At 59.8% G+C, this 17,958-nt stretch carries 19 protein-coding genes; 8 read left to right on the top strand and 11 right to left on the bottom strand.

All coding sequences use genetic code 11. The features are described from left to right. The first annotated feature begins 51 nt into the window (after positions 1–51). Both HP062_RS16305 and HP062_RS16310 read left to right on the top strand, forming a co-directional pair. A complete protein-coding gene (locus HP062_RS16305) occupies positions 52–945 on the top strand; it encodes a neutral zinc metallopeptidase (RefSeq protein WP_010467434.1) in 894 nt (297 codons plus the stop codon). Further along, positions 946–1,905, top strand: coding sequence for an alpha/beta fold hydrolase (locus HP062_RS16310; protein ID WP_010467432.1), 960 nt, complete (start codon positions 946–948; stop codon positions 1,903–1,905). A gap of 98 nt (positions 1,906–2,003) precedes the next feature. On the opposite strand, the gene HP062_RS16315 is transcribed toward HP062_RS16310, so the two are convergent. From HP062_RS16315 to HP062_RS16325, 3 genes are all read right to left on the bottom strand, one after another. Next, complete coding sequence (locus HP062_RS16315) at positions 2,004–2,597, bottom strand: HAD family hydrolase (protein ID WP_010467429.1); 594 nt, start codon at positions 2,595–2,597, stop codon at positions 2,004–2,006. Further along, positions 2,594–3,463 (bottom strand): acyl-CoA thioesterase II, encoded by an 870-nt coding sequence (gene tesB, locus HP062_RS16320; protein WP_083375702.1) that lies wholly within the window; start codon positions 3,461–3,463, stop codon positions 2,594–2,596. The genes HP062_RS16315 and tesB overlap by 4 nt, the downstream gene beginning before the upstream one ends. A gap of 103 nt (positions 3,464–3,566) precedes the next feature. Continuing rightward, complete coding sequence (locus tag HP062_RS16325) at positions 3,567–4,136, bottom strand: GNAT family N-acetyltransferase (protein WP_010467427.1); 570 nt, start codon at positions 4,134–4,136, stop codon at positions 3,567–3,569. A 73-nt stretch (positions 4,137–4,209) separates the two neighbouring features. Between HP062_RS16325 and HP062_RS16330 the strand changes: the two genes are divergently transcribed. Together HP062_RS16330 and HP062_RS16335 are read left to right on the top strand one after the other, a co-directional pair. Further along, a complete protein-coding gene (locus HP062_RS16330; RefSeq protein WP_010467425.1) occupies positions 4,210–5,130 on the top strand; it encodes a histone deacetylase in 921 nt (306 codons plus the stop codon). 282 nt (positions 5,131–5,412) lie between these two features. Beyond that, positions 5,413–6,648: a TIGR03862 family flavoprotein gene (locus HP062_RS16335; RefSeq protein ID WP_178119846.1), complete on the top strand. Its 1,236-nt coding sequence runs from the start codon at positions 5,413–5,415 to the stop codon at positions 6,646–6,648. Between the two features lie 122 nt (positions 6,649–6,770). Here the strand turns inward: HP062_RS16335 and HP062_RS16340 are convergent, their stop codons facing one another. Continuing rightward, a complete protein-coding gene (locus tag HP062_RS16340; protein ID WP_010467419.1) occupies positions 6,771–8,105 on the bottom strand; it encodes a DEAD/DEAH box helicase in 1,335 nt (444 codons plus the stop codon). A 78-nt stretch (positions 8,106–8,183) separates the two neighbouring features. Further along, positions 8,184–9,110 (bottom strand): drug/metabolite exporter YedA, encoded by a 927-nt coding sequence (gene yedA / locus HP062_RS16345; protein WP_010467417.1) that lies wholly within the window; start codon positions 9,108–9,110, stop codon positions 8,184–8,186. A gap of 163 nt (positions 9,111–9,273) precedes the next feature. On the opposite strand from yedA, the gene HP062_RS16350 reads away from it, so the two are divergent. Then, positions 9,274–9,729 carry an Lrp/AsnC family transcriptional regulator gene (locus HP062_RS16350; protein WP_010467415.1) on the top strand — a complete coding sequence of 152 codons (456 nt, stop codon included), beginning with the start codon at positions 9,274–9,276 and terminating at the stop codon, positions 9,727–9,729. Positions 9,730–10,017: 288 nt separating this feature from the next. Here HP062_RS16350 and HP062_RS16355 read toward each other — a convergent pair whose 3' ends face one another. Beyond that, a complete protein-coding gene (locus HP062_RS16355) occupies positions 10,018–10,533 on the bottom strand; it encodes a Bro-N domain-containing protein (RefSeq protein ID WP_172791680.1) in 516 nt (171 codons plus the stop codon). Between the two features lie 467 nt (positions 10,534–11,000). Between HP062_RS16355 and HP062_RS16360 the strand changes: the two genes are divergently transcribed. Next, on the top strand, positions 11,001–12,005 hold the full coding sequence (locus HP062_RS16360; protein ID WP_083375698.1) for a hypothetical protein: 1,005 nt from the start codon (positions 11,001–11,003) through the stop codon (positions 12,003–12,005). Between the two features lie 130 nt (positions 12,006–12,135). Here the strand turns inward: HP062_RS16360 and HP062_RS16365 are convergent, their stop codons facing one another. The 3 genes from HP062_RS16365 to HP062_RS16375 form a co-directional block, all read right to left on the bottom strand. Beyond that, entirely contained in the window at positions 12,136–12,747 is a 612-nt protein-coding gene (locus HP062_RS16365; RefSeq protein ID WP_077749914.1) for a PolC-type DNA polymerase III, read from the bottom strand. A 22-nt stretch (positions 12,748–12,769) separates the two neighbouring features. Then, complete coding sequence (locus tag HP062_RS16370) at positions 12,770–13,249, bottom strand: NYN domain-containing protein (RefSeq protein ID WP_010467410.1); 480 nt, start codon at positions 13,247–13,249, stop codon at positions 12,770–12,772. A 257-nt stretch (positions 13,250–13,506) separates the two neighbouring features. After that, complete coding sequence (locus HP062_RS16375; protein ID WP_083375696.1) at positions 13,507–14,274, bottom strand: DUF2076 domain-containing protein; 768 nt, start codon at positions 14,272–14,274, stop codon at positions 13,507–13,509. A 178-nt stretch (positions 14,275–14,452) separates the two neighbouring features. On the opposite strand from HP062_RS16375, the gene HP062_RS16380 reads away from it, so the two are divergent. Together HP062_RS16380 and HP062_RS16385 are read left to right on the top strand one after the other, a co-directional pair. Continuing rightward, the gene (locus HP062_RS16380; protein WP_077749934.1) at positions 14,453–15,127 is read left to right on the top strand and encodes a YciC family protein; all 675 of its coding nucleotides are present in this window, start codon (positions 14,453–14,455) and stop codon (positions 15,125–15,127) included. A gap of 67 nt (positions 15,128–15,194) precedes the next feature. Further along, positions 15,195–16,274, top strand: coding sequence for an endonuclease/exonuclease/phosphatase family protein (locus HP062_RS16385; RefSeq protein ID WP_172791681.1), 1,080 nt, complete (start codon positions 15,195–15,197; stop codon positions 16,272–16,274). A gap of 49 nt (positions 16,275–16,323) precedes the next feature. On the opposite strand, the gene HP062_RS16390 is transcribed toward HP062_RS16385, so the two are convergent. Both HP062_RS16390 and HP062_RS16395 read right to left on the bottom strand, forming a co-directional pair. Further along, positions 16,324–17,160 (bottom strand): ABC transporter ATP-binding protein, encoded by an 837-nt coding sequence (locus HP062_RS16390; RefSeq protein ID WP_010467405.1) that lies wholly within the window; start codon positions 17,158–17,160, stop codon positions 16,324–16,326. Further along, the gene (locus HP062_RS16395) at positions 17,148–17,951 is read right to left on the bottom strand and encodes an ABC transporter permease (protein ID WP_010467403.1); all 804 of its coding nucleotides are present in this window, start codon (positions 17,949–17,951) and stop codon (positions 17,148–17,150) included. Before HP062_RS16395 ends, HP062_RS16390 begins: the two co-directional genes overlap by 13 nt. Positions 17,952–17,958 lie beyond the last annotated feature (7 nt).

Consider the following 17,958-nt stretch of genomic DNA (forward strand, 5'->3'; position numbering starts at 1 on the left):
CCCCCCCACACCAGCAACACTCATCACCACGGACAATCAGAGGATTCCCACATGCTATGGAAAAAAGGCCGACGCAGCGACAACGTGGTCGACGCCCGTGGTGATGATGTCGGCAGCGGTGGCGGTGGGATGCGTTTTGGTGGCGGCAAAGGCCTGAGCCTGACCGCGATCATCCTGATTGTGGGGATCGGCTGGCTCACCGGCCAGGACCCGATGCAAATCCTCGGGCAACTGACCGGACAAATGACCGAGCAATCGGCACCGGCCACCAACCAGAGCCGCAAGGCGCCGCCGGCCAATGATGAAGGCGCCGAATTCGTGCGCTCGATCCTCGGCGATACCGAAGACACCTGGGGCCAGATTTTCCAGCAGGCCGGTCGGCAGTATAAAAACCCGACGCTGGTGCTGTTCAGCAACCGGGTTAATTCGGCCTGTGGTCTGGCGACATCGGCGACCGGACCGTTCTATTGCCCGGCCGACCAGAAGGTCTACCTGGACATGGCTTTTTTCCAGGAAATGTCGCAACGCTTTTCCGCGGCCGGTGACTTCGCCCAGGCCTACGTGATCGCTCATGAAGTCGGACACCACGTTCAGACATTGCTCGGCGTTTCCGCGAAAATTCAGACAGCTCGCCAGCAAGGCCGGCAGATGGAAGGTGATGGCGGCTTGTTGGTGCGTCAGGAGTTGCAGGCCGATTGCCTGGCCGGCGTCTGGGCCAACAATGCGCAGCAGCGTCTGAACTGGCTGGAACCGGGTGACATCGAAGAAGCCTTGAACGCGGCCAACGCCATCGGCGATGACCGTTTGCAACAACAAGGGCAGGGTCGGGTGGTACCTGACTCGTTTACCCATGGCACATCGGCGCAAAGGGTGCGCTGGTTCAAAACCGGATTTGCGCAAGGCCAGGTGGGCCAGTGCGATACCTTTGCGGCGAAAAACCTTTAAATGAATAAGTGGTTGTTGATGTTGTTGTTCACCTGCGCGAGCACCCAGGCTGCGGAGCATGGCGCCAAAGAGCTCAGCCCCGGGCGGTTGTTGTTGAAAGAAGGTGAGATGGCGGTGAGCCTCGGCCCGGCGCCCGCGAAAATCGAACGCGTGCTGATCATCATCCATGGTCGTCTGCGCAACGCTGAAACCTATCGCCAGAGCGCCGAGCGCGCAGCGGAACTGGCCGGGCAAAGTGCAAGCACCCTGGTGATCGCGCCGCAATTCCTCAACGAAACCGACATCGCACTTCATCCTGTGGCAGACACGGTGTTGCGCTGGCAGGGCAATGACTGGATGGCAGGAGGTTTATCCACCGCTCCTTTTGCGCTGAGTTCCTTTGCAGCCCTCGATCAGATCATCGAGCGAGTCGGCGACCATCGACAGTTTCCGGACGTGAAGGAAATCATCCTCGCCGGCCACTCCGGTGGCGCTCAGGTGGTGCAGCGATATGCGTTGCTGGCCCGCGAGCAACCGGCCTTGACGGCCGCCGGCGTGAAGCTTCGCTACGTGGTCGCCAACCCTTCGTCCTATGCGTATTTCAATGAGCAGCGGCCAGTGGCGTTCAACCATGCGGCGTGCCCCGGTTTCAATCGCTGGAAATACGGGCTGACGGATTTACCGGTATATGCCAGTGGGCAAACGGCACCACAGATTGAAGGAAATTACGTCAAACGGGACGTGACTTACCTGCTCGGGCAGCAAGACACCGACCCGCAGCATCCGGCGCTGGACAAAGGTTGCGAGGCCGAAGCCCAAGGTGCTTATCGTCTGGTTCGCGGGAAGAATTTTTTCAATTACCTGCTGCGTCGTAATCCGAAAGGGGTGAATCAGCGGCTGGTTGAAGTGCCGGGGGTCGGGCATAACGGGGATGGGATGCTGACGTCACCGGAGGGGCAGAAGGTATTGTTTGGTCAGTGAGTTTGTATGGCCTGATCTGACGTCTTCGCGGGCAAGCCTCGCTCCTGCAAGGGCAGCGCGGCCCCTCTGTAGGAGCGAGGCTTGTCAGCGAGGGGCCCTCAAGCCGAAAGCATCTCCCTCAACACCGCACAATCCGCCGCATGCCAATCCGTCAGCTCCGGCCAAGGGTTATCCGGCAGATTCACCAACACCGTCCGCGCCCCCGCCGCTCGGCCGCAATCCAGATCAAAGCGGTAATCACCGACCATCACCATCTCGCTCGCCGGCACGTGCCAGGCCTCGGCCAGTTTCAATAAACCACCGGGATGCGGTTTAGGCGGCGCTTCATCACGCCCCAGCACATCCTCCACGGCAAAACAGTCAGCCAGGCCGATCGCCTCCAGGGTTACGTGCGCCAGCTCCCGAGCATTGCGCGTGAGAATGCCAAGACGATAACCGCGCCCGGCCAACTCCCGCACCAGTTCCACCGCACCCGGCGCCGGTTTCGAACCCAGCGCCAAGTCCCGTTCGTGCTCCAGCAGCCAAGCATGCTTGGCGGCCGCTTCATCGGCCGGCAGCGCCGCGAGGTGGGTCAGGATGTCGTCTTCGGCGGGAATCGCCAACGCCACGCGAATCGCCGCGAAGTCATGCACGGCCACCGTCAGGGTGCCGTCCATGTCGAACACCCAGTGCCGCACCTCGGCCAGGCTCATGCCCAATCCTTGCGGTGACGGATCAAACCTTCCTGAGTCACCGAAGCCACCAGTTGCCCGGCACGATTGAACACGCTGCCACGGGTGAACCCGCGAGAATTGCCGGCCCAGGGGCTGTCCATCGCGTACAGCAACCAGTCATCGGCGCGCAGGTCCGCATGGAACCACAGCGAGTGATCGAGGCTGGCGACTTGCATGTCTTTCTGCCAGACCGATTTGCCATGGGGCTGCATCGAGGTGGTCAGCAGACCGAAGTCCGAGGCGTAGGCCAGCAGGTATTTGTGCAACGCCGGAGAGTCGGCCAAAGCACCGTCGGCGCGAAACCAGACGTACTTGACCGGATCTGACGGTTGCGGGTTGTAGGGATCTTTCTCGGTGATCGGTCGGAATTCGATCGGCTTGGGGCACAGAAATTTCTCGCGCATGTGCTCAGGGATCAGGTGCGCACGCTGCTGGGTGAGTTCCAGTTCCGAGGGCAGGTTTTCCGGGCCGACCACGGTCGGCATCTCGGCCTGATGCTCGAAGCCTTTTTCGTCGTACTGGAACGAGGCGCTGCAGGTAAAGATCGGGTTGCCTTTCTGGATCGCCGTCACCCGGCGCGTGCTGAAACTGCCGCCATCACGCACCCGGTCAACCTGATACACCACAGGCAACGCGGAATCGCCCGGGCGCAGGAAATAACCGTGCATCGAATGCACATGGCGCGCTTCTTCGACTGTCTGACTGGCCGCCGACAACGACTGACCGATCACCTGACCGCCGAACAACTGACGAAAACCCAGGTCCTGACTGCGGCCACGAAACAGGTTTTCTTCGATCGGTTCCAGGGTCAGCAAATCGACCAGATCATCCAACACTTGGCTCATTCAGACTCTCCTCACACAAAGCTTGCCGCGCAGTCTTGGCTGCGGCGGTCGATTCAGTTTATGGCCAGGGCCCATGGCAGCCATTGTAAACGTCCGTGACTGCTTATCCATGCAAGGTTTGCAGCCATTGTTCACGGGAGATGCGATACAGCACATGGTGACGCAGGGGATGATCGGCCGCGAGCTTGGGATGGTCAAAGTCATCGGCTGAATCATGGTGCATGCCGATCGCCTGCATGACTTTTTCCGAAGGCAGGTTGTCTTTGGCGGTAAACGACACGACTTCTTGCAGCGCCAACCGATCAAAGCCGCAGCGCAGAGCGGTCCACGCCGCCTCACTGGCATAACCCAAGCCCCAATGCTCGCGCGCCAGGCGCCAGCCGATTTCGGTCGCCGGGGTGAACGGCGCATCGAAACCAACCACACCGAGGCCGGTGAAACCGATGAATGCCCCGGTGTCCTTGCGCTCCAGCGCCCAGAGACCAAAGCCATGTTCGGCAAAATGCCCGCGAATCCGTCCGATCAGCGACGCACTTTCCAGACGACTTAAAGGCGCCGGAAAATATCGCATCACCTGTGGATCGGCGCACATCGCCGCAAACTCCGGCAAATCCTCATCGCGCCACTGCCGCAACAGCAGTCGTGCGCTCTCGAGTTCCAGTATCGGCTCCATCTTTCCTCCCCTTTCCATGCCGCAAGTCTACAACGCTGGTAGGATCCTTCACTCATTCCTACCTGAATTCGTTATGCCGCTGCCGCTGATCTACCACGAAGACTACAGCCCCGAATTCCCGGCGGATCACCGCTTCCCCATGGACAAATTTCGCCTGCTGCGCGATCACTTGGTGGACAGCGGCCTGACCCGGGACGCCGACCTGCTGCGCCCGGAGCTCTGCCCCCCGGAGATTCTCGCCCTCGCCCATGACGCTGCCTATATCGAACGCTACATGAGCGGCGAGTTGTCCCGCGAAGACCAGCGGCGCCTCGGCCTGCCCTGGAGCGAAGCGCTGGCCCGACGCACCGTGCGGGCGGTCGGCGGATCGTTGCTTGCGGCAGAACAGGCGCTGGAACATGGGCTGGCCTGTCATTTGGCCGGAGGCACCCATCACGCGCATTACGACTATCCGGCGGGTTTCTGCATCTTCAATGACCTGGCGGTGATCAGCCATTTCCTGCTGGAAAGCGGCCGTGTGAATCGGGTGCTGATCTTCGATTGCGACGTGCACCAGGGCGACGGGACTGCACGGATTCTGCACAACACCCCGGAGGCGGTGACTGTTTCCCTGCACTGCGAAAAGAATTTTCCTGCACGCAAGGCTGAAAGCGACTGGGACATCCCGCTGCCAAAAGGCATGGGCGATGCCGATTACCTGAAGGTGGTGGATGACGCGCTGAATTATTTGCTACCGCTCTACCAACCGGATCTGGTGTTGTATGACGCCGGCGTCGACGTGCACAAGGACGACGCCCTCGGTTACCTGAAGCTGACCGACGAAGGCGTGGCCGCTCGCGATGAAAGCGTGATGCGCCACTGCCTGGGTCGGGATATTCCGGTGGTAGGAGTGATTGGCGGCGGCTACAGCAAGGACCGCCAGGCCCTGGCGCGCCGCCACGGCATCCTGCATCACAGCGCGCAACGGGTCTGGCAGTCATCAGGGTGTCATTGAGGTGTGAGTCTTTACCCACAATGCCTGTGGAACTGCCTGTGGATAACCTGAGTGAAAGGGTCTGCAGGCCATGCTTCATATAGCATGCAGAGCACTGGTTGTTTTTTGATCACTATTTTATGAACACCCCGGAACCGATGTGGGAGCGAGCCTGCTCGCGATGAGTCCATCACATCCAACATCGATTTTGACTGACCCACCGCCATCGCGAGCAGGCTCACTCCCACAGGGATCTGTGCTGATAGAATGCCCGGCTTATTCCGCCGAACCGCAGCGCACTCCATGACCCAGCCCTCGACCTCCTCCCCTTCTCACGTCGCCATCATCGGCGGCGGCCCCGCCGGTCTGATGGCGGCCGAAGTGCTGAGCCAGGCCGGGATCAAGGTCGACCTGTACGACGGCATGCCGTCGGTGGGGCGAAAATTCCTGCTGGCCGGTGTCGGCGGCATGAACATCACCCATTCCGAAGCCTACCCGGCGTTTCTCTCGCGCTATGCCGAACGCGCGCCGCAGATTGCCCCGCTGCTTCGCTCATTCGGCGCTGATGCGTTGTGCCAGTGGATTCATGACCTGGGCATCGAAACCTTCGTCGGCAGCTCCGGCCGGGTGTTTCCGACCGACATGAAAGCGGCCCCCCTGTTGCGCGCCTGGCTCAAGCGTCTGCGCGAGGCCGGCGTCGTTATCCACACCCGCCACCGCTGGCTCGGCTGGGATGACCACGGTGGGTTACGCATCGACAGCCCCGATGGCGAAACCATCATCAAGCCCGACGCCACCTTGCTGGCCCTCGGCGGAGGCAGCTGGTCACGCCTCGGTTCGGACGGCGCGTGGATGCTGCCATTGGAGCAGCGAGGCGTAGGACTGATGCCGTTGCAACCGAGCAATTGCGGCTTCGAGGTGCAAGCCTGGAGCGAGTTGATGGTCAGCAAATTTGCTGGCGCGCCGCTGAAGAACATCGCCATCGGCCTCAATGACGACGTGCCGCGCTTGGGCGAATGCGTGATCACCGCGACCGGGATCGAAGGCAGCTTGATCTACGCCCTCTCGGCACCGATTCGCGAGGCCATCAATCAGCACGGCTCCGCCACCGTTCATCTTGACCTGTTGCCGGGCCGGCCTGTGGATAAAGTTCAGGCGGCGCTGAGCAAACCCCGTGGCTCCCGCTCCATGTCCAAACACCTGCACAGCCAGCTCGGGATCGATGGGGTGAAAGCGGCATTGCTACGCGAACTCACACCGGCCGAAAGCTTTGCTGATCCGGCGTTGCTGGCCAGGGCGATCAAGGCGTTGCCCCTGATGCTGGTTAAAACCCGTCCACTGGACGAGGCCATCAGCAGCGCCGGAGGCGTGATGTTCGAGTCGATGGATGAACGGCTGATGCTCAAGCAATTGCCTGGGGTGTTCTGCGCGGGGGAAATGCTCGATTGGGAAGCACCGACCGGTGGCTATCTGCTGACCGCGTGTTTCGCCAGTGGGCGTGCGGCGGGGTTGGGGATGCTGGAGTGGTTGAAGCGCTAGGCTTGAAACCGAGTCGTGCCCATCGCGAGCAGGCTCACTCCCACACTGGATCTGTGTCGTTCACAAATCCCCTGTGGGAGCGAGCCTGCTCGCGAAGGCGTCCTGACAGACGCCGAAGCTTTTTAAGGCTTACGCTTACGCGGCCCAGTGTTAAACACCGGCACTTTGCGCACAGGCTTGATCGAAGGCTCCGGCGCCGAAGCATCCCCACTCTCGACCCACTTACCCAGATTACGTTTACCGCCACCGGAGGTCTTCGGCTTCTTCGGTTTTTTCGGCTTCTTGACGACCTGACCGCTGGCGTCGGTATCCGGCACCCGGTGCTCAGGTTCGAAGTCATGTTCCATCTGCCGCGGCAATGTCTGACGGGTCAACGTCTCGATGGCCGACAGCAGATTCACTTCATCGGCACACACCAGCGAAATGGCCTGCCCGCTTGCACCCGCGCGACCGGTACGACCGATCCGGTGGATATAGTCCTCCGCCACGATCGGCAGGTCGAAGTTGACCACCAATGGCAAATCTTCGATATCCAGACCACGGGCCGCAACGTCGGTGGCCACAAGAATCTGCACTTCACTGGCCTTGAACCGGTCCAGCGCACGCTGACGGGTTGCCTGCGGTTTGTCGCCGTGGATGCCGTCGGCATTGATGCCCAGGCCCTGGAGTTTTTCCACCAGCGCGTCCACACCATTGCGGGTCTTGGCGAACACCAGCACCTGCTTCCACTTGCCCTTGCGCATCAAGTGAACGAACAGTTCAGGCTTGCGCTTCTTGTCCACCACCACGACCCACTGCTTGACGGTGCTGGCAGCGACGTTGCGCGGGCTGACTTCGATGCTCAGCGGATCGTTGAGCATTTGTCCAGCCAGCAAGCGGATCGCGTCGGAGAACGTTGCGGAGAACAGCAGCGTCTGACGTTGCTTGGGCAGCACGCGGTAGATATTCCCCAGCTCCTCGGAGAAACCCAGATCAAGCATGCGATCGGCTTCGTCCAGAATCAGGGTTTGCAGCTGATTGAACTTGAGAGCCTTCTGGCGATACAGATCGAGCAAACGACCCGGCGTCGCCACCAGCACGTCAACACCCTTGCGCAGCTTCATCATTTGCGGGTTGATGCTGACGCCGCCGTACACGGCATAAGTGCTCAACGGCAGGTTCTCGGCGTACTGACGCACGGCTTCGTGAACCTGTTCGGCCAGTTCGCGGGTCGGCACCAGGATCAGTGCGCGCACCGAGTTAGACGCCACTTTCGGCCCTTCCATGGCCAACAATTGCAGGAGCGGCAGCGCGAAGCCGGCGGTCTTGCCAGTGCCGGTCTGGGCGGCGGCCATCAGGTCGCGACCGGCCAGCACCGCCGGAATGGCTTGCGCCTGAACCGGCGTCGGGGTCTGGTAGCCGAGCGTCTCGAGAGAGCGCAGCAAGGGTTCGATCAGGCCAAGGGTGGCGAAAGTCATGGGATTACCGTAGGAAAATTCAGCGCGGGTTTTTCAAAACAAGTGTGCAAAACAAGATGCAATGGCGCGCAGTTTACCCTAATTCACACTCGATTCTGTCTGCACCACAGCAGCAGGTCGTTCCGGTGCCCGACGCCACTGCGGCAATCCGATCAACACCACGGCACTGATAATCACCAACATGGCCAGCGCTTCTTCGATACCAATGGTCTCCCCGGCAAATACGATCCCCAGCAACACCGCGACCGCCGGGTTGACGTAGGCATAACTGGTCGCCGCCGCCGGACGCACGTTTTTCAACAGGTACATGTAAGCGTTGAAGGCGATGATCGAACCGAAGAAGGTCAGGTAGGCCAGGGCTGCCCAGCCTTCGATCGGCGGCATCGCCTGCAGATGCTCGCCGCTCAGCGCGCTGCCGATCAGCAATGCCACGCCGCCCACCAGCATTTCCACGGCACTGGCCATGGCGCCCTGAGGCAATGGCAATTGTTTGCTCCAGACCGAGCCGAACGCCCAGGACGCGGCCGCAAACACCAGCAACGCCGCACCCAGCGGGCTCGATTGCAGGTTTGAACCGAGGTTGAGCATGGCGATGCCGATCAGCCCGAGCACAATGCCGGCCCATTCGAGACGGGTATTGCGCGCGCCCCAGAAATAGCCGCAGAGCAAGGTAAACAGCGGCACCGTCGCCACCGCCAGTGCCGCAACACCGGAAGCGACACCCGTGTGTTCGGCCACACTGACCGCGCCGTTACCGCACGTCAGCAGCAAAATTCCGATGATCCCGGCGGCTTTCCACTGCGCCCAGGTCGGGGCCGGTGCCCCGCGCCAGCGCAGGAAGGCGTACATCAAACTCCCGGCGATCACGAAACGGATGCCGGCGAGCAGCAACGGCGGCCAGTACGCCACACCGATGCGGATCACCAGGTAAGTCGAGCCCCAAATCACGTACAACGCGAAAAAGGCGGCGATCAACGGTAAGGGGAAACGACGTAAGCCAGGCATGGGCAGCTCGATGACAGGACAATGTGAACGGCTATTCTAGAAAGGCCAGCGGCTTAAAATAAGTTACAAAACCTGTTTATAGCGCCGGTACACTTTTCAAAACACGGAGATTGACGCTATAAGCCGTGTTTTCGAAAGTCAGTCATTTTTCAGGTATACGACGATGGATAAATACGACCGCATGCTGCTCAGCGCCCTGCTGGAAAACGGCCGTGCGTCCTACGCCGACCTGGCGCGCAAGGTCAACCTGTCCGCCCCGGCCGTGGCCGAGCGCGTGGCCAAACTCGAAGCCAGCGGGGTGATTACCGGTTACCAGGCGAAAGTCGACATGGCCAAGCTTGGGCTGCCGATCCAGTGCGTGATCGAGTTGCGTTTGAACCAGCATGGAAATCAAAAAGCCTACGACGACCTGATCAAAATCCCACAGCTAACTGAATGCCACCGGGTCACGGGTGATCCGTGCGTGATCATGCAGGCTGCGGTGGGTTCGATGCCGGAGCTGGAAGAGCTGATCAACCGGATCGCCAAGTTCGGGTTCAGCAAGACCTCGATTGTGCTGTCGAGCGCGATAGAGAAGCGCGTGCCGCTGGGGCAACTGGAAGGCAACAGCAAAGTCTGAAAACGGCGCAGTCCCTGTAGGACCGAGCCTGCTCGCGATAGCGGAGTATCAGTCGACATCAACGTTGAATGATAAATCGCTATCGCGAGCAGGCTCACTCCCACAGGGGATTTGCAGCGTACTTAGAACCCGCGATGACGCTTAAGGCCAGGTGCGACGTCAGGTTGGCCGCCATTTCAGCATCGGCCATGGCCCGGTGAGCCTGTCCACAACCCCACCCCCACGGATGTCACCTGATTCCTGTGGGAGCGGCGGTGCGACGATTCGACTTGCCCGCGAAGCGATCTGTCAGATGCCGCAGTAACTTGCAGGCAACAAGCCCGGCATATCCCGCAGGCGCACCCAAGGTTCTTTGCGCCAATGCAGCAGCCGCAGCGTTCCTCCCGCCCATTCCATCGCCCGCATATGCGGCGCTTGATTCGAAATGGACCCGACTTCCTCCCGCAACATCGGCACCACGTCGTGGGTCAGCCAACGTCGTAAATGGCGGTTTTCCGGGCAGTAGTGATAGACCAGCATCGCGTACACGCCGGACTCGCTAAGCATCAGTGTCTCTTGCGAGCCATCGTTTCCAGACAGTCGCATCACTTGCCGCTGATCCAAATCAAGCTTGAGCGCTTGCCGTCCGTTTAGCTCCACCCCCATCAGCCGCCCGATATCGCGAGCACAGAACCAAGCCTCTGCATGCAGCAACAGGGCTCGCAGCTGGATGTGATGACGGATGAATGTTTTGGGGATGAGGTGAGCTGCGCTCGTAGCTGATTGCGCAGAGTCTTCGGGGGGATTGGGGGTAACTTTGATCATGGCGAATCTCCTGAGAAAGTCGGAGCTGCCAGCATCACTTGCAGATGATGGGTGGCAGCTATGCGCGGGTCTGCAAGACCGAGTAGGAGACCACCCCGGCAGACCCGAAGGTCTCCCGCACACAGCTACCATAAATCGATGGTCGCTCATTAAAGCGACGCGATTATAGGTGCGCCGGTGGTCTCATAACAAACTGTCGGCGGGCTTGCAGACCCGGTCGCTGAATTGGCAGCGACAGTCAAAAGGTTATCGATGCCACAGATGAGGGGCAAGACAGACATTCCCTATTATTCGGTAGGACCGATCATCAAACCGGAGGCGTCGTTAAACACATCAACTCACTGTTCAAACGCGAAACTGCCATCACACGATGGACGCCAGGAAAAGCAACAGATACTGTCGTTTGAGTGACGGCCAGGCGCTCTCCCCCGAAAACAAAAAGCAATTTGAATGAGAGGATCTCTGAGATGACATGGAAAGGAACTCTGCGCTCGATGCAAGCGTCAGCTCGACGGGCTGAGCGTAACTCGAAGCGTCGTCAACGTGAGCTTCAAGTGCAGGAAAAAGAATACGCAAAGATGGAGGCTCGTGAGCAAGCAGCCTACGAAGTTGAAGTCTATGAAAATCACATCGAATTGCTGTTATCGATGCATAAGGACTCTGGAGAGGACATCGATTGGAACGAGTTCGTGCAACGACCTGCACCACTCAAACCCGTCGCGCTCAACACCTTAGAAAACCAAGCCAGAAAGAACGAAACAAGCTACAAACCTGGCTTCATCGCTCGCTCGTTGAAGCTGGAGACCAAAAAGCGCCGTAAGTTGGCAGAGGCCGTTCAAACCGCAGTAATCAAAGACAAACAGCAGCTGGACCAAGAGTTGACAGAATGGGAATCAAAAAATAACGATTGGAAAGAAGAGTTCGAGCTTGCTCAAGGAATACTGAATGGTAACGGCCCGTCCAAAATTGAAGCCATCAAGCGGATAGACCCTTTTACTGATATTTCGCATCTCGGCACCGCTATAGTCGTCTCTATCGCTGGCGACGGCATTCTTGAATGCACGCTCTCGGTTCACGGCGAAAAAGTAATCCCTCAAGAAATAAAATCACTACTACAGAGCGGCAAGCTTTCCGCTAAAAAAATGCCGACCAGTAAATTCAATGAACTGCTGCAGGACTACGTGTGTAGCTGCGTTTTGCGGGTCGGACAGGAGTTGTTGAGCATTCTGCCGGACGATCTTGTCATCGTTACAGCCATCGATACATTGCTCAATTCTGCAACCGGCCATCTGGAAGAACAACCAATCCTGAGCGTAGCGATCTCGCGTGAGACGCTATTCAGACTGAATATGCAGAGCATCGATCCATCAGATTCGATGAAGAACTTCGTGCATACGATGAATTTCAAGAAGACAACAGGTTTTATGCCCGTGAGCAGGGTAAGTAGCCGAGATTTCGCGAAACCTGCGTAATCAAAGAGCTGCAGCAGAACCAATGTAGGACCGAGCCTGCTCGCGATAGCGGAGTATCAGTCGACATCAACGTTGAATGATAAATCGCTATCGCGAGCAGGCTCGCTCCCACAGGGGATTTGCAGTGCTTTCAGAACCCGCGATGGCGCTTGAGGTGTTCGTTGATCTTCGCCGCCGGCACTTTCTGCAAGCTGACCAGCAAATCATGGGACAACTCGCGCAACCCGTGCTTGTGCCGCAGCTCTTGCGCCAGGTGCGCCGTGAGGTTGGCTGCCATTTCGGCATCGGCCATGGCCCGGTGGGCCTTGCCGGTGTTGGGCAGGCTGGCGAAGGTGGTGAGGGTGCCGAGTTTGTGGTTCGGCGCGGCGGGCATCAGGCGGCGGGCCAGTAGCAGCGAGCAGGCGAAGTTCTGCAAGCGGGTGCGCTTGATGCGGCTGAGTTCGAAGTCCCAGAACTTCTGGTCGAACGCGGCGTTGTGGGCCAGCAGCGGAGTGATCCCGACGAATTCGTTGACCTCGTTCATCACCTGCTCTGCCGAGGGCGCGGTGCGCAGCATGGCGTTGCTGATGCCGGTCAGTTGCTCGATGAACGCGGGCACGCGCACGCCGGCGTTCATCAGGCTCTGGTAACGCTCGACGATGCGCCCCTGTTCAAGGATCACCACGGCAATTTCCGTGGCCCGGCAGCTGCTGCTCGGGGAGATCCCGGTGGTTTCAAAGTCGATGACTGCTATGCGTTCCAAACCTGTTTCAACTCCGTAAAAATCAATTCTTGAGCAGCAACGCGCCTTCGATCGGCACGTAACGGCTGGCGGCGCGGATCAGCGAGTTGGCCGTCAGGCCCGGCACGCCGTAAGCCACGGCTTGCACCCCGTGCTTGGTGATGATGCGCTCCAGCAGCATGTCGAAATCACCGTCGCCGGAAGCCAGCACCACTTCGTCGACATGATCGGCGGCGTCCATGATGTCGAGGGTGATGCCCACGTCCCAGTCGCCTTTGGCCGAGCCGTCGCTGCGCTGGATGTAGGGCTTGAGCTTCACGATGAAGCCGAGGTTGCGCAGGATCTGCTGGAATTGCTGCTGCTTGCTGTCGCCGCGATCGATCGCATAGGCATAGGCCTCGACGATCTCGCCCTGTTTGCTGATATCAGCCCACAGCGCGGCGTAGTTGAAGTGGCAACCATAGGCCTGACGCACGGTGTAATAGAGGTTTTGAACGTCGGCGAACACTGCGATTTTTTTCACCGTGCATCCTCTTTGGCGCAGTCGCGCGCAGGCTGGGTCAGGCACCAGGCCCGAAAAGTGGCCCAGTATGCCAGCCTGAAGGATTGTTCCGCGAATAATCGGCCCGAAGCCTCTTGGAGCCTCGGACGAATGGCAACCTGTGGCGAGGGAGCTTGCTCCCGCTGGGTCGCGCAGCGGCCCCAAAGAAGGACTGCTGCGCAGCCCAGCGGGAGCAAGCTCCCGCACCACGGGTTCAGTGTTACACCTGTAACGTTGAATCAGACGAAGGAATCGTCGTCGCCGCCAAAGAACGATGAGCTGTCATCGCTGTAGTCGGCGTCGGTGAAGCCTCCCTGATCGTTGGCGTTGTTGTCAGCCACGCGCTCGTCGTTGCCCCAGCCGTTGCCGCTGTCGCTCTGATCATTGACCTGAGCCGGTTCTTCCTTGATGACTTCGACGACTTCCTGCGGTTGCTGATTGCTGTGGAACAGGCTGCTGATGCCTTGCGCCAGCATCACGCCACCGGCCACACCGGCGGCGGTTTTCAGTGCGCCGCCAAGGAAACCACTGCCAATCCCGGGGGCTTGCTGCTGCGGCGCGTAATTCTGCTGTGGCGGTGCAGCACCGAAGTTCTGTTGCTGTGGCGGCTGCGAATTGAACGACGGCCGCCCCTGCTCACGCCATCCACCATTGGAGGACGGCGCGCTTTGCGTCGGTGCAGGCTGCGGATCACGGGAACCGCCACCGAAAATGCTCGACAGGAAACCACCGCTGGCAGGCGCCGACGGCTGAGCCTTGGCCGATTGCAGTTCGGCCTGCAATTGCTGAACTTGCTGAGCGAGTTGCTTGTTCTGCGCGTCGAGGCTTTTGATGGCCGCTTCCTGAACCAGAATCGCCTGGGTCATGAAATAACCTGCCGCCGGTTGGCGAGTCAGGTGCTCCTTGATCCGCGCTTCAGCCTGGGCGTCACGCGGGGCTGAGTCCGTTTCGGCTTGTTGCAACCGGGAAAACAGTCCATCGATCAGGGTTTGTTCTTCGCTGTTCATGGCGACCTCGTAGATTGCCGGAGAAATCGTTGACCTTTACCAAAGAGGATAAGGTGCTCGACCTTAATGGAGGCTGAAACAAGTTGTTTCAATGACCTTTACCGAACGTTTACGTTTGCGCCCCAAAGGGCTTCATCGGTTAAAGTGGGCCACTGCTTTCAACCTGCGATACCGACTGATGAATTCGTTCGATGTACTGCGTGACTCTCTGTATTTCTTCAAGCGCAATCTGGGCCAGATCGTGCGCCTGTGCCTGCCGCTGGTGATTTTCGAGGCGCTGCTGCAACAAGTGGTGGATCGCTCCACCGAGCCGGACAGTTTCCCCGGCATCAGCGTGATGGTCGGCTTGCTGGTCTATCCGCTGTACACCGCCGCACTGATCCTGTTTCTCGATGCCCGCAGCCGTGGCGAATCACCGAGCACCCGCGAGTTGCTGTCGAGGTCGGCCTATCTGTGGCCGCGCTTCGCCCTGCTCACCGCCCTCAACACCTTGCTGATCCTGATCGGCCTGTCGCTGTATTTCCTGCCGGGCATCTGGCTGATGGTGACCCTGGCGTTCGGCGAGTATCTGTTGGTGCTGCGCGGCCTGGCCCCGTTGGCGGCGATGAAGGAAAGCCTGCGTCTGACCCGCGGCCATTTCCTGCGCATCCTGGTGTGCATTCTGTGTGTGATGGGCCCGTTGTGGGTGCTCAAGGGCGCGACCCTTGCGATTTACCCGGATCCGCAGAACCCGGTGATTTCGCTGCTGATCGACAGCGCGCACAGCTTCCTGCAATTGTTCACCAGCGTGGTTCTGTTCCGCCTGTTCATGCTGATTGCCGATGCGCCCGAGAAAATTGACGGGCCGCTATGACCCATGGGCTTAAGCCCGACGCTCGGTTATGCTCGGGCTCATCTTTTGTAACGCTATAAGCCGAGCCATGACCCGTCTACTGCGCTACACCCTGCTGGGCCTGCTGATCGCGGCGGGCCTGATTGCCTTGCTGATTTACAACCTGACCTGGCGTCCCGGTGCCAAAGAAGCAGCACCGGTCGGCTGCAGCGCTCAGGCGCCCACGCTGGTCCCCGGCCAGGCCCTGAAAGTCATGACCTGGAACGTCCAGTACCTGGCGGGCAAGCGCTACGTGTTCTGGAATGACCTGGCCAAAGGCGACGACGAGAGCCCCACCGCCGAAGACATGGCCTTCAGCCTCGATGAGGTGGCACGGGTCATTCGTGACGAGCAACCGGACATTGTGCTGTTGCAGGAGCTGGATGACGGCGCCAAGGCCAGCGATTATCAAAACCAGTTCAAGTTGCTTCAGGAGCGGGTCGCCGACCTTTATCCGTGCAGCGCTCATGCCTTCGACTGGAAAGCTGACTTTGTGCCGCTGCCGCACATCTTCGGCAGTGTCGGCCGACAACTGGCAACCCTCAGCCGATACCAGATCGAACACGCCGAACGCCTGCAATTGCCGGTCGCGTCGGCCAACTTCATCAGCCGTCAGTTCACACCGAAAAACGCCTTGCTGGCGACTTACCTGCCATTGGGCGGCGGTGGGCAGATTGCGGTGCTCAATACTCATCTGGACCGCGTCATCCAACCTGATGAAACCCTGCTGGCCCAAGTGACCGCCGTGGCCAAGGTGCTCGACAAATATGAAAGCCATGGCACCCCGTGGTTGATCGGTGGCGACTTCAACCTGTTGCCGCTGGGTCAGTATCGACGCCTGCCCGACGAACAACGCACGCCCTACTCCGTCGACAGTGCCTTGCATGTGCTGTGGGACAAATACCCGATGATCCCGACCAACAACGAAGCCAGCGGGATCGACCGGGCGCGGTGGCTGACCCACTACCCGAATGATCCAGGCTTGAATGGCCCGGACCGGACGGTTGATTACCTGTTCTACAGCCCGCGGATCAAACGGGTCGAGGCGATGGTGAGGCAGGACGATACCTTGCGGATCTCCGATCATTTGCCGGTGATTGCGCGGTTCCTCCTGCCTGCGGCCCCATAGAGCCGGATCAACGCTCCCAGAGGGGATTTGGGCATGACGGTAAATCGGCTCAATGAACCTCTTCCAGATCGTCATGCAACAGCCCGAAGATCTTGCGTTTCATGTCGATGAACGAGCGCTCCATGACCATGTCCAGGTTACGCGGGCGTTCGATCGGCACGTCCAGGATCTGCTTGATCCGCCCGGGCCTGGCGCCCATCACGTACACCCGATCCCCCAACAGAATCGCCTCATCGATATCGTGGGTCACGAACAGCACGGTCTTCTTGCTGTTGCCCCAGACCCGCAATAACAACTGCTGCATTTGCAGGCGCGTCTGGCTGTCGAGCGCGCCGAAGGGTTCGTCCATCAAGAGGATTTGCGGGTCATTGGCCAAGGCCCGGGCAATCGCCACACGCTGCATCATGCCGCCGGACAACTGCTTGGCGTAGTTATCGGCGAACCCGGTCAGCCCCACTTCATTGACGTAGTAATCGACGATCTCCTTGCGCTGAGCGGCCGCCATGCCGCGCCGCTTGAGGCCGAACTCGACGTTCTGCCGCACGGTCAGCCACGGGAACAGCGTGTAGCTCTGGAACACCATACCCCGATCCGCACCCGGCCCCTGCACTTGCTGGCCGCCGACATAAATCTCGCCTTCCGTGGGCTCGTTCAGGCCGGCCGTGAGGTACAGCAGACTCGACTTGCCACAGCCAGACGGCCCGACCAGCACGGCGAATTGTTGATCCGGCACTTCGAACGACACCTGCTCCAGCGCGGTGAACATGCCGCCATCAGGTTTCTGATAACGCAGGCTGACCTTGTCCACCTGCAGCCGTGGTGCGGCTTGCACCGGGGCGGCCGTGGGTGTGATGAAACGCGGGTTGACGGCGCTTACTGAGCCCATGCGGCAATCCTCAGACGGAGAAAACGGAACAGTTGATCGGTGACCAGACCCAGCAGGCCGATGATTGCGATGGCGAGGAAAATCACGTCCACTTGAAAACCGCGCATGGCTTTCAGGCTCAAGTAACCCAGGCCACTGGACGCGGCGACCAGCTCGGCGACCACCAGATAGGTCCAGGCCCAGCCCATGGTCACGCGCAACGTGTCGAGCACACCCGGCAACGACGCCGGGGCAATCACATGCAGTACCGCATCGCGGCGGGTCGAACCCAAGGTGTACGACGCGTTGATCAGGTCCTTGGAGATGCCCTTGGACACGTCGGCGATCATCACCAGTTGCTGGAAAAACACGCCGAAGATGATCACCGACACCCGCTGTTCCAGACCGATGCCGATCCACAGAATGAACAGCGGCACGAACGAGGTCACCGGTAGGTAGCGGATGAAATTGACCATCGGCTCAAGGAACGCCTGGACGATGCGGAAGCTGCCCATCAGCAACCCCAACGGCACCGCCACCAGCGACGAGACAATGAAGCCGACCATCACCACTTCGAGGCTGGCCCACACATGCAGGCCAAGGGTGCCGTCGCGGCTCAGGCGCACGGCGGCTTCGGCCACCGCCCCCGGTGTCGGCAGGAACATGCCTGGCACCACGCCGCCGTAGGACAACCCGGCCCACAGGCCGATCAACAACACCCAGGCCAGCCCGCTCGCGCTCCAGATCACCTGCACCGGGAGGCCGGTCTTGGGCGTGATGCAGCGGCTCAGCCATGAATTGCGCTTGAACATGCGGACC

The sequence above is a fragment of the Pseudomonas sp. B14-6 genome, from assembly GCF_013260315.1.
GTDB classification, from domain to species: Bacteria; Pseudomonadota; Gammaproteobacteria; order Pseudomonadales; family Pseudomonadaceae; genus Aquipseudomonas; species Aquipseudomonas mandelii.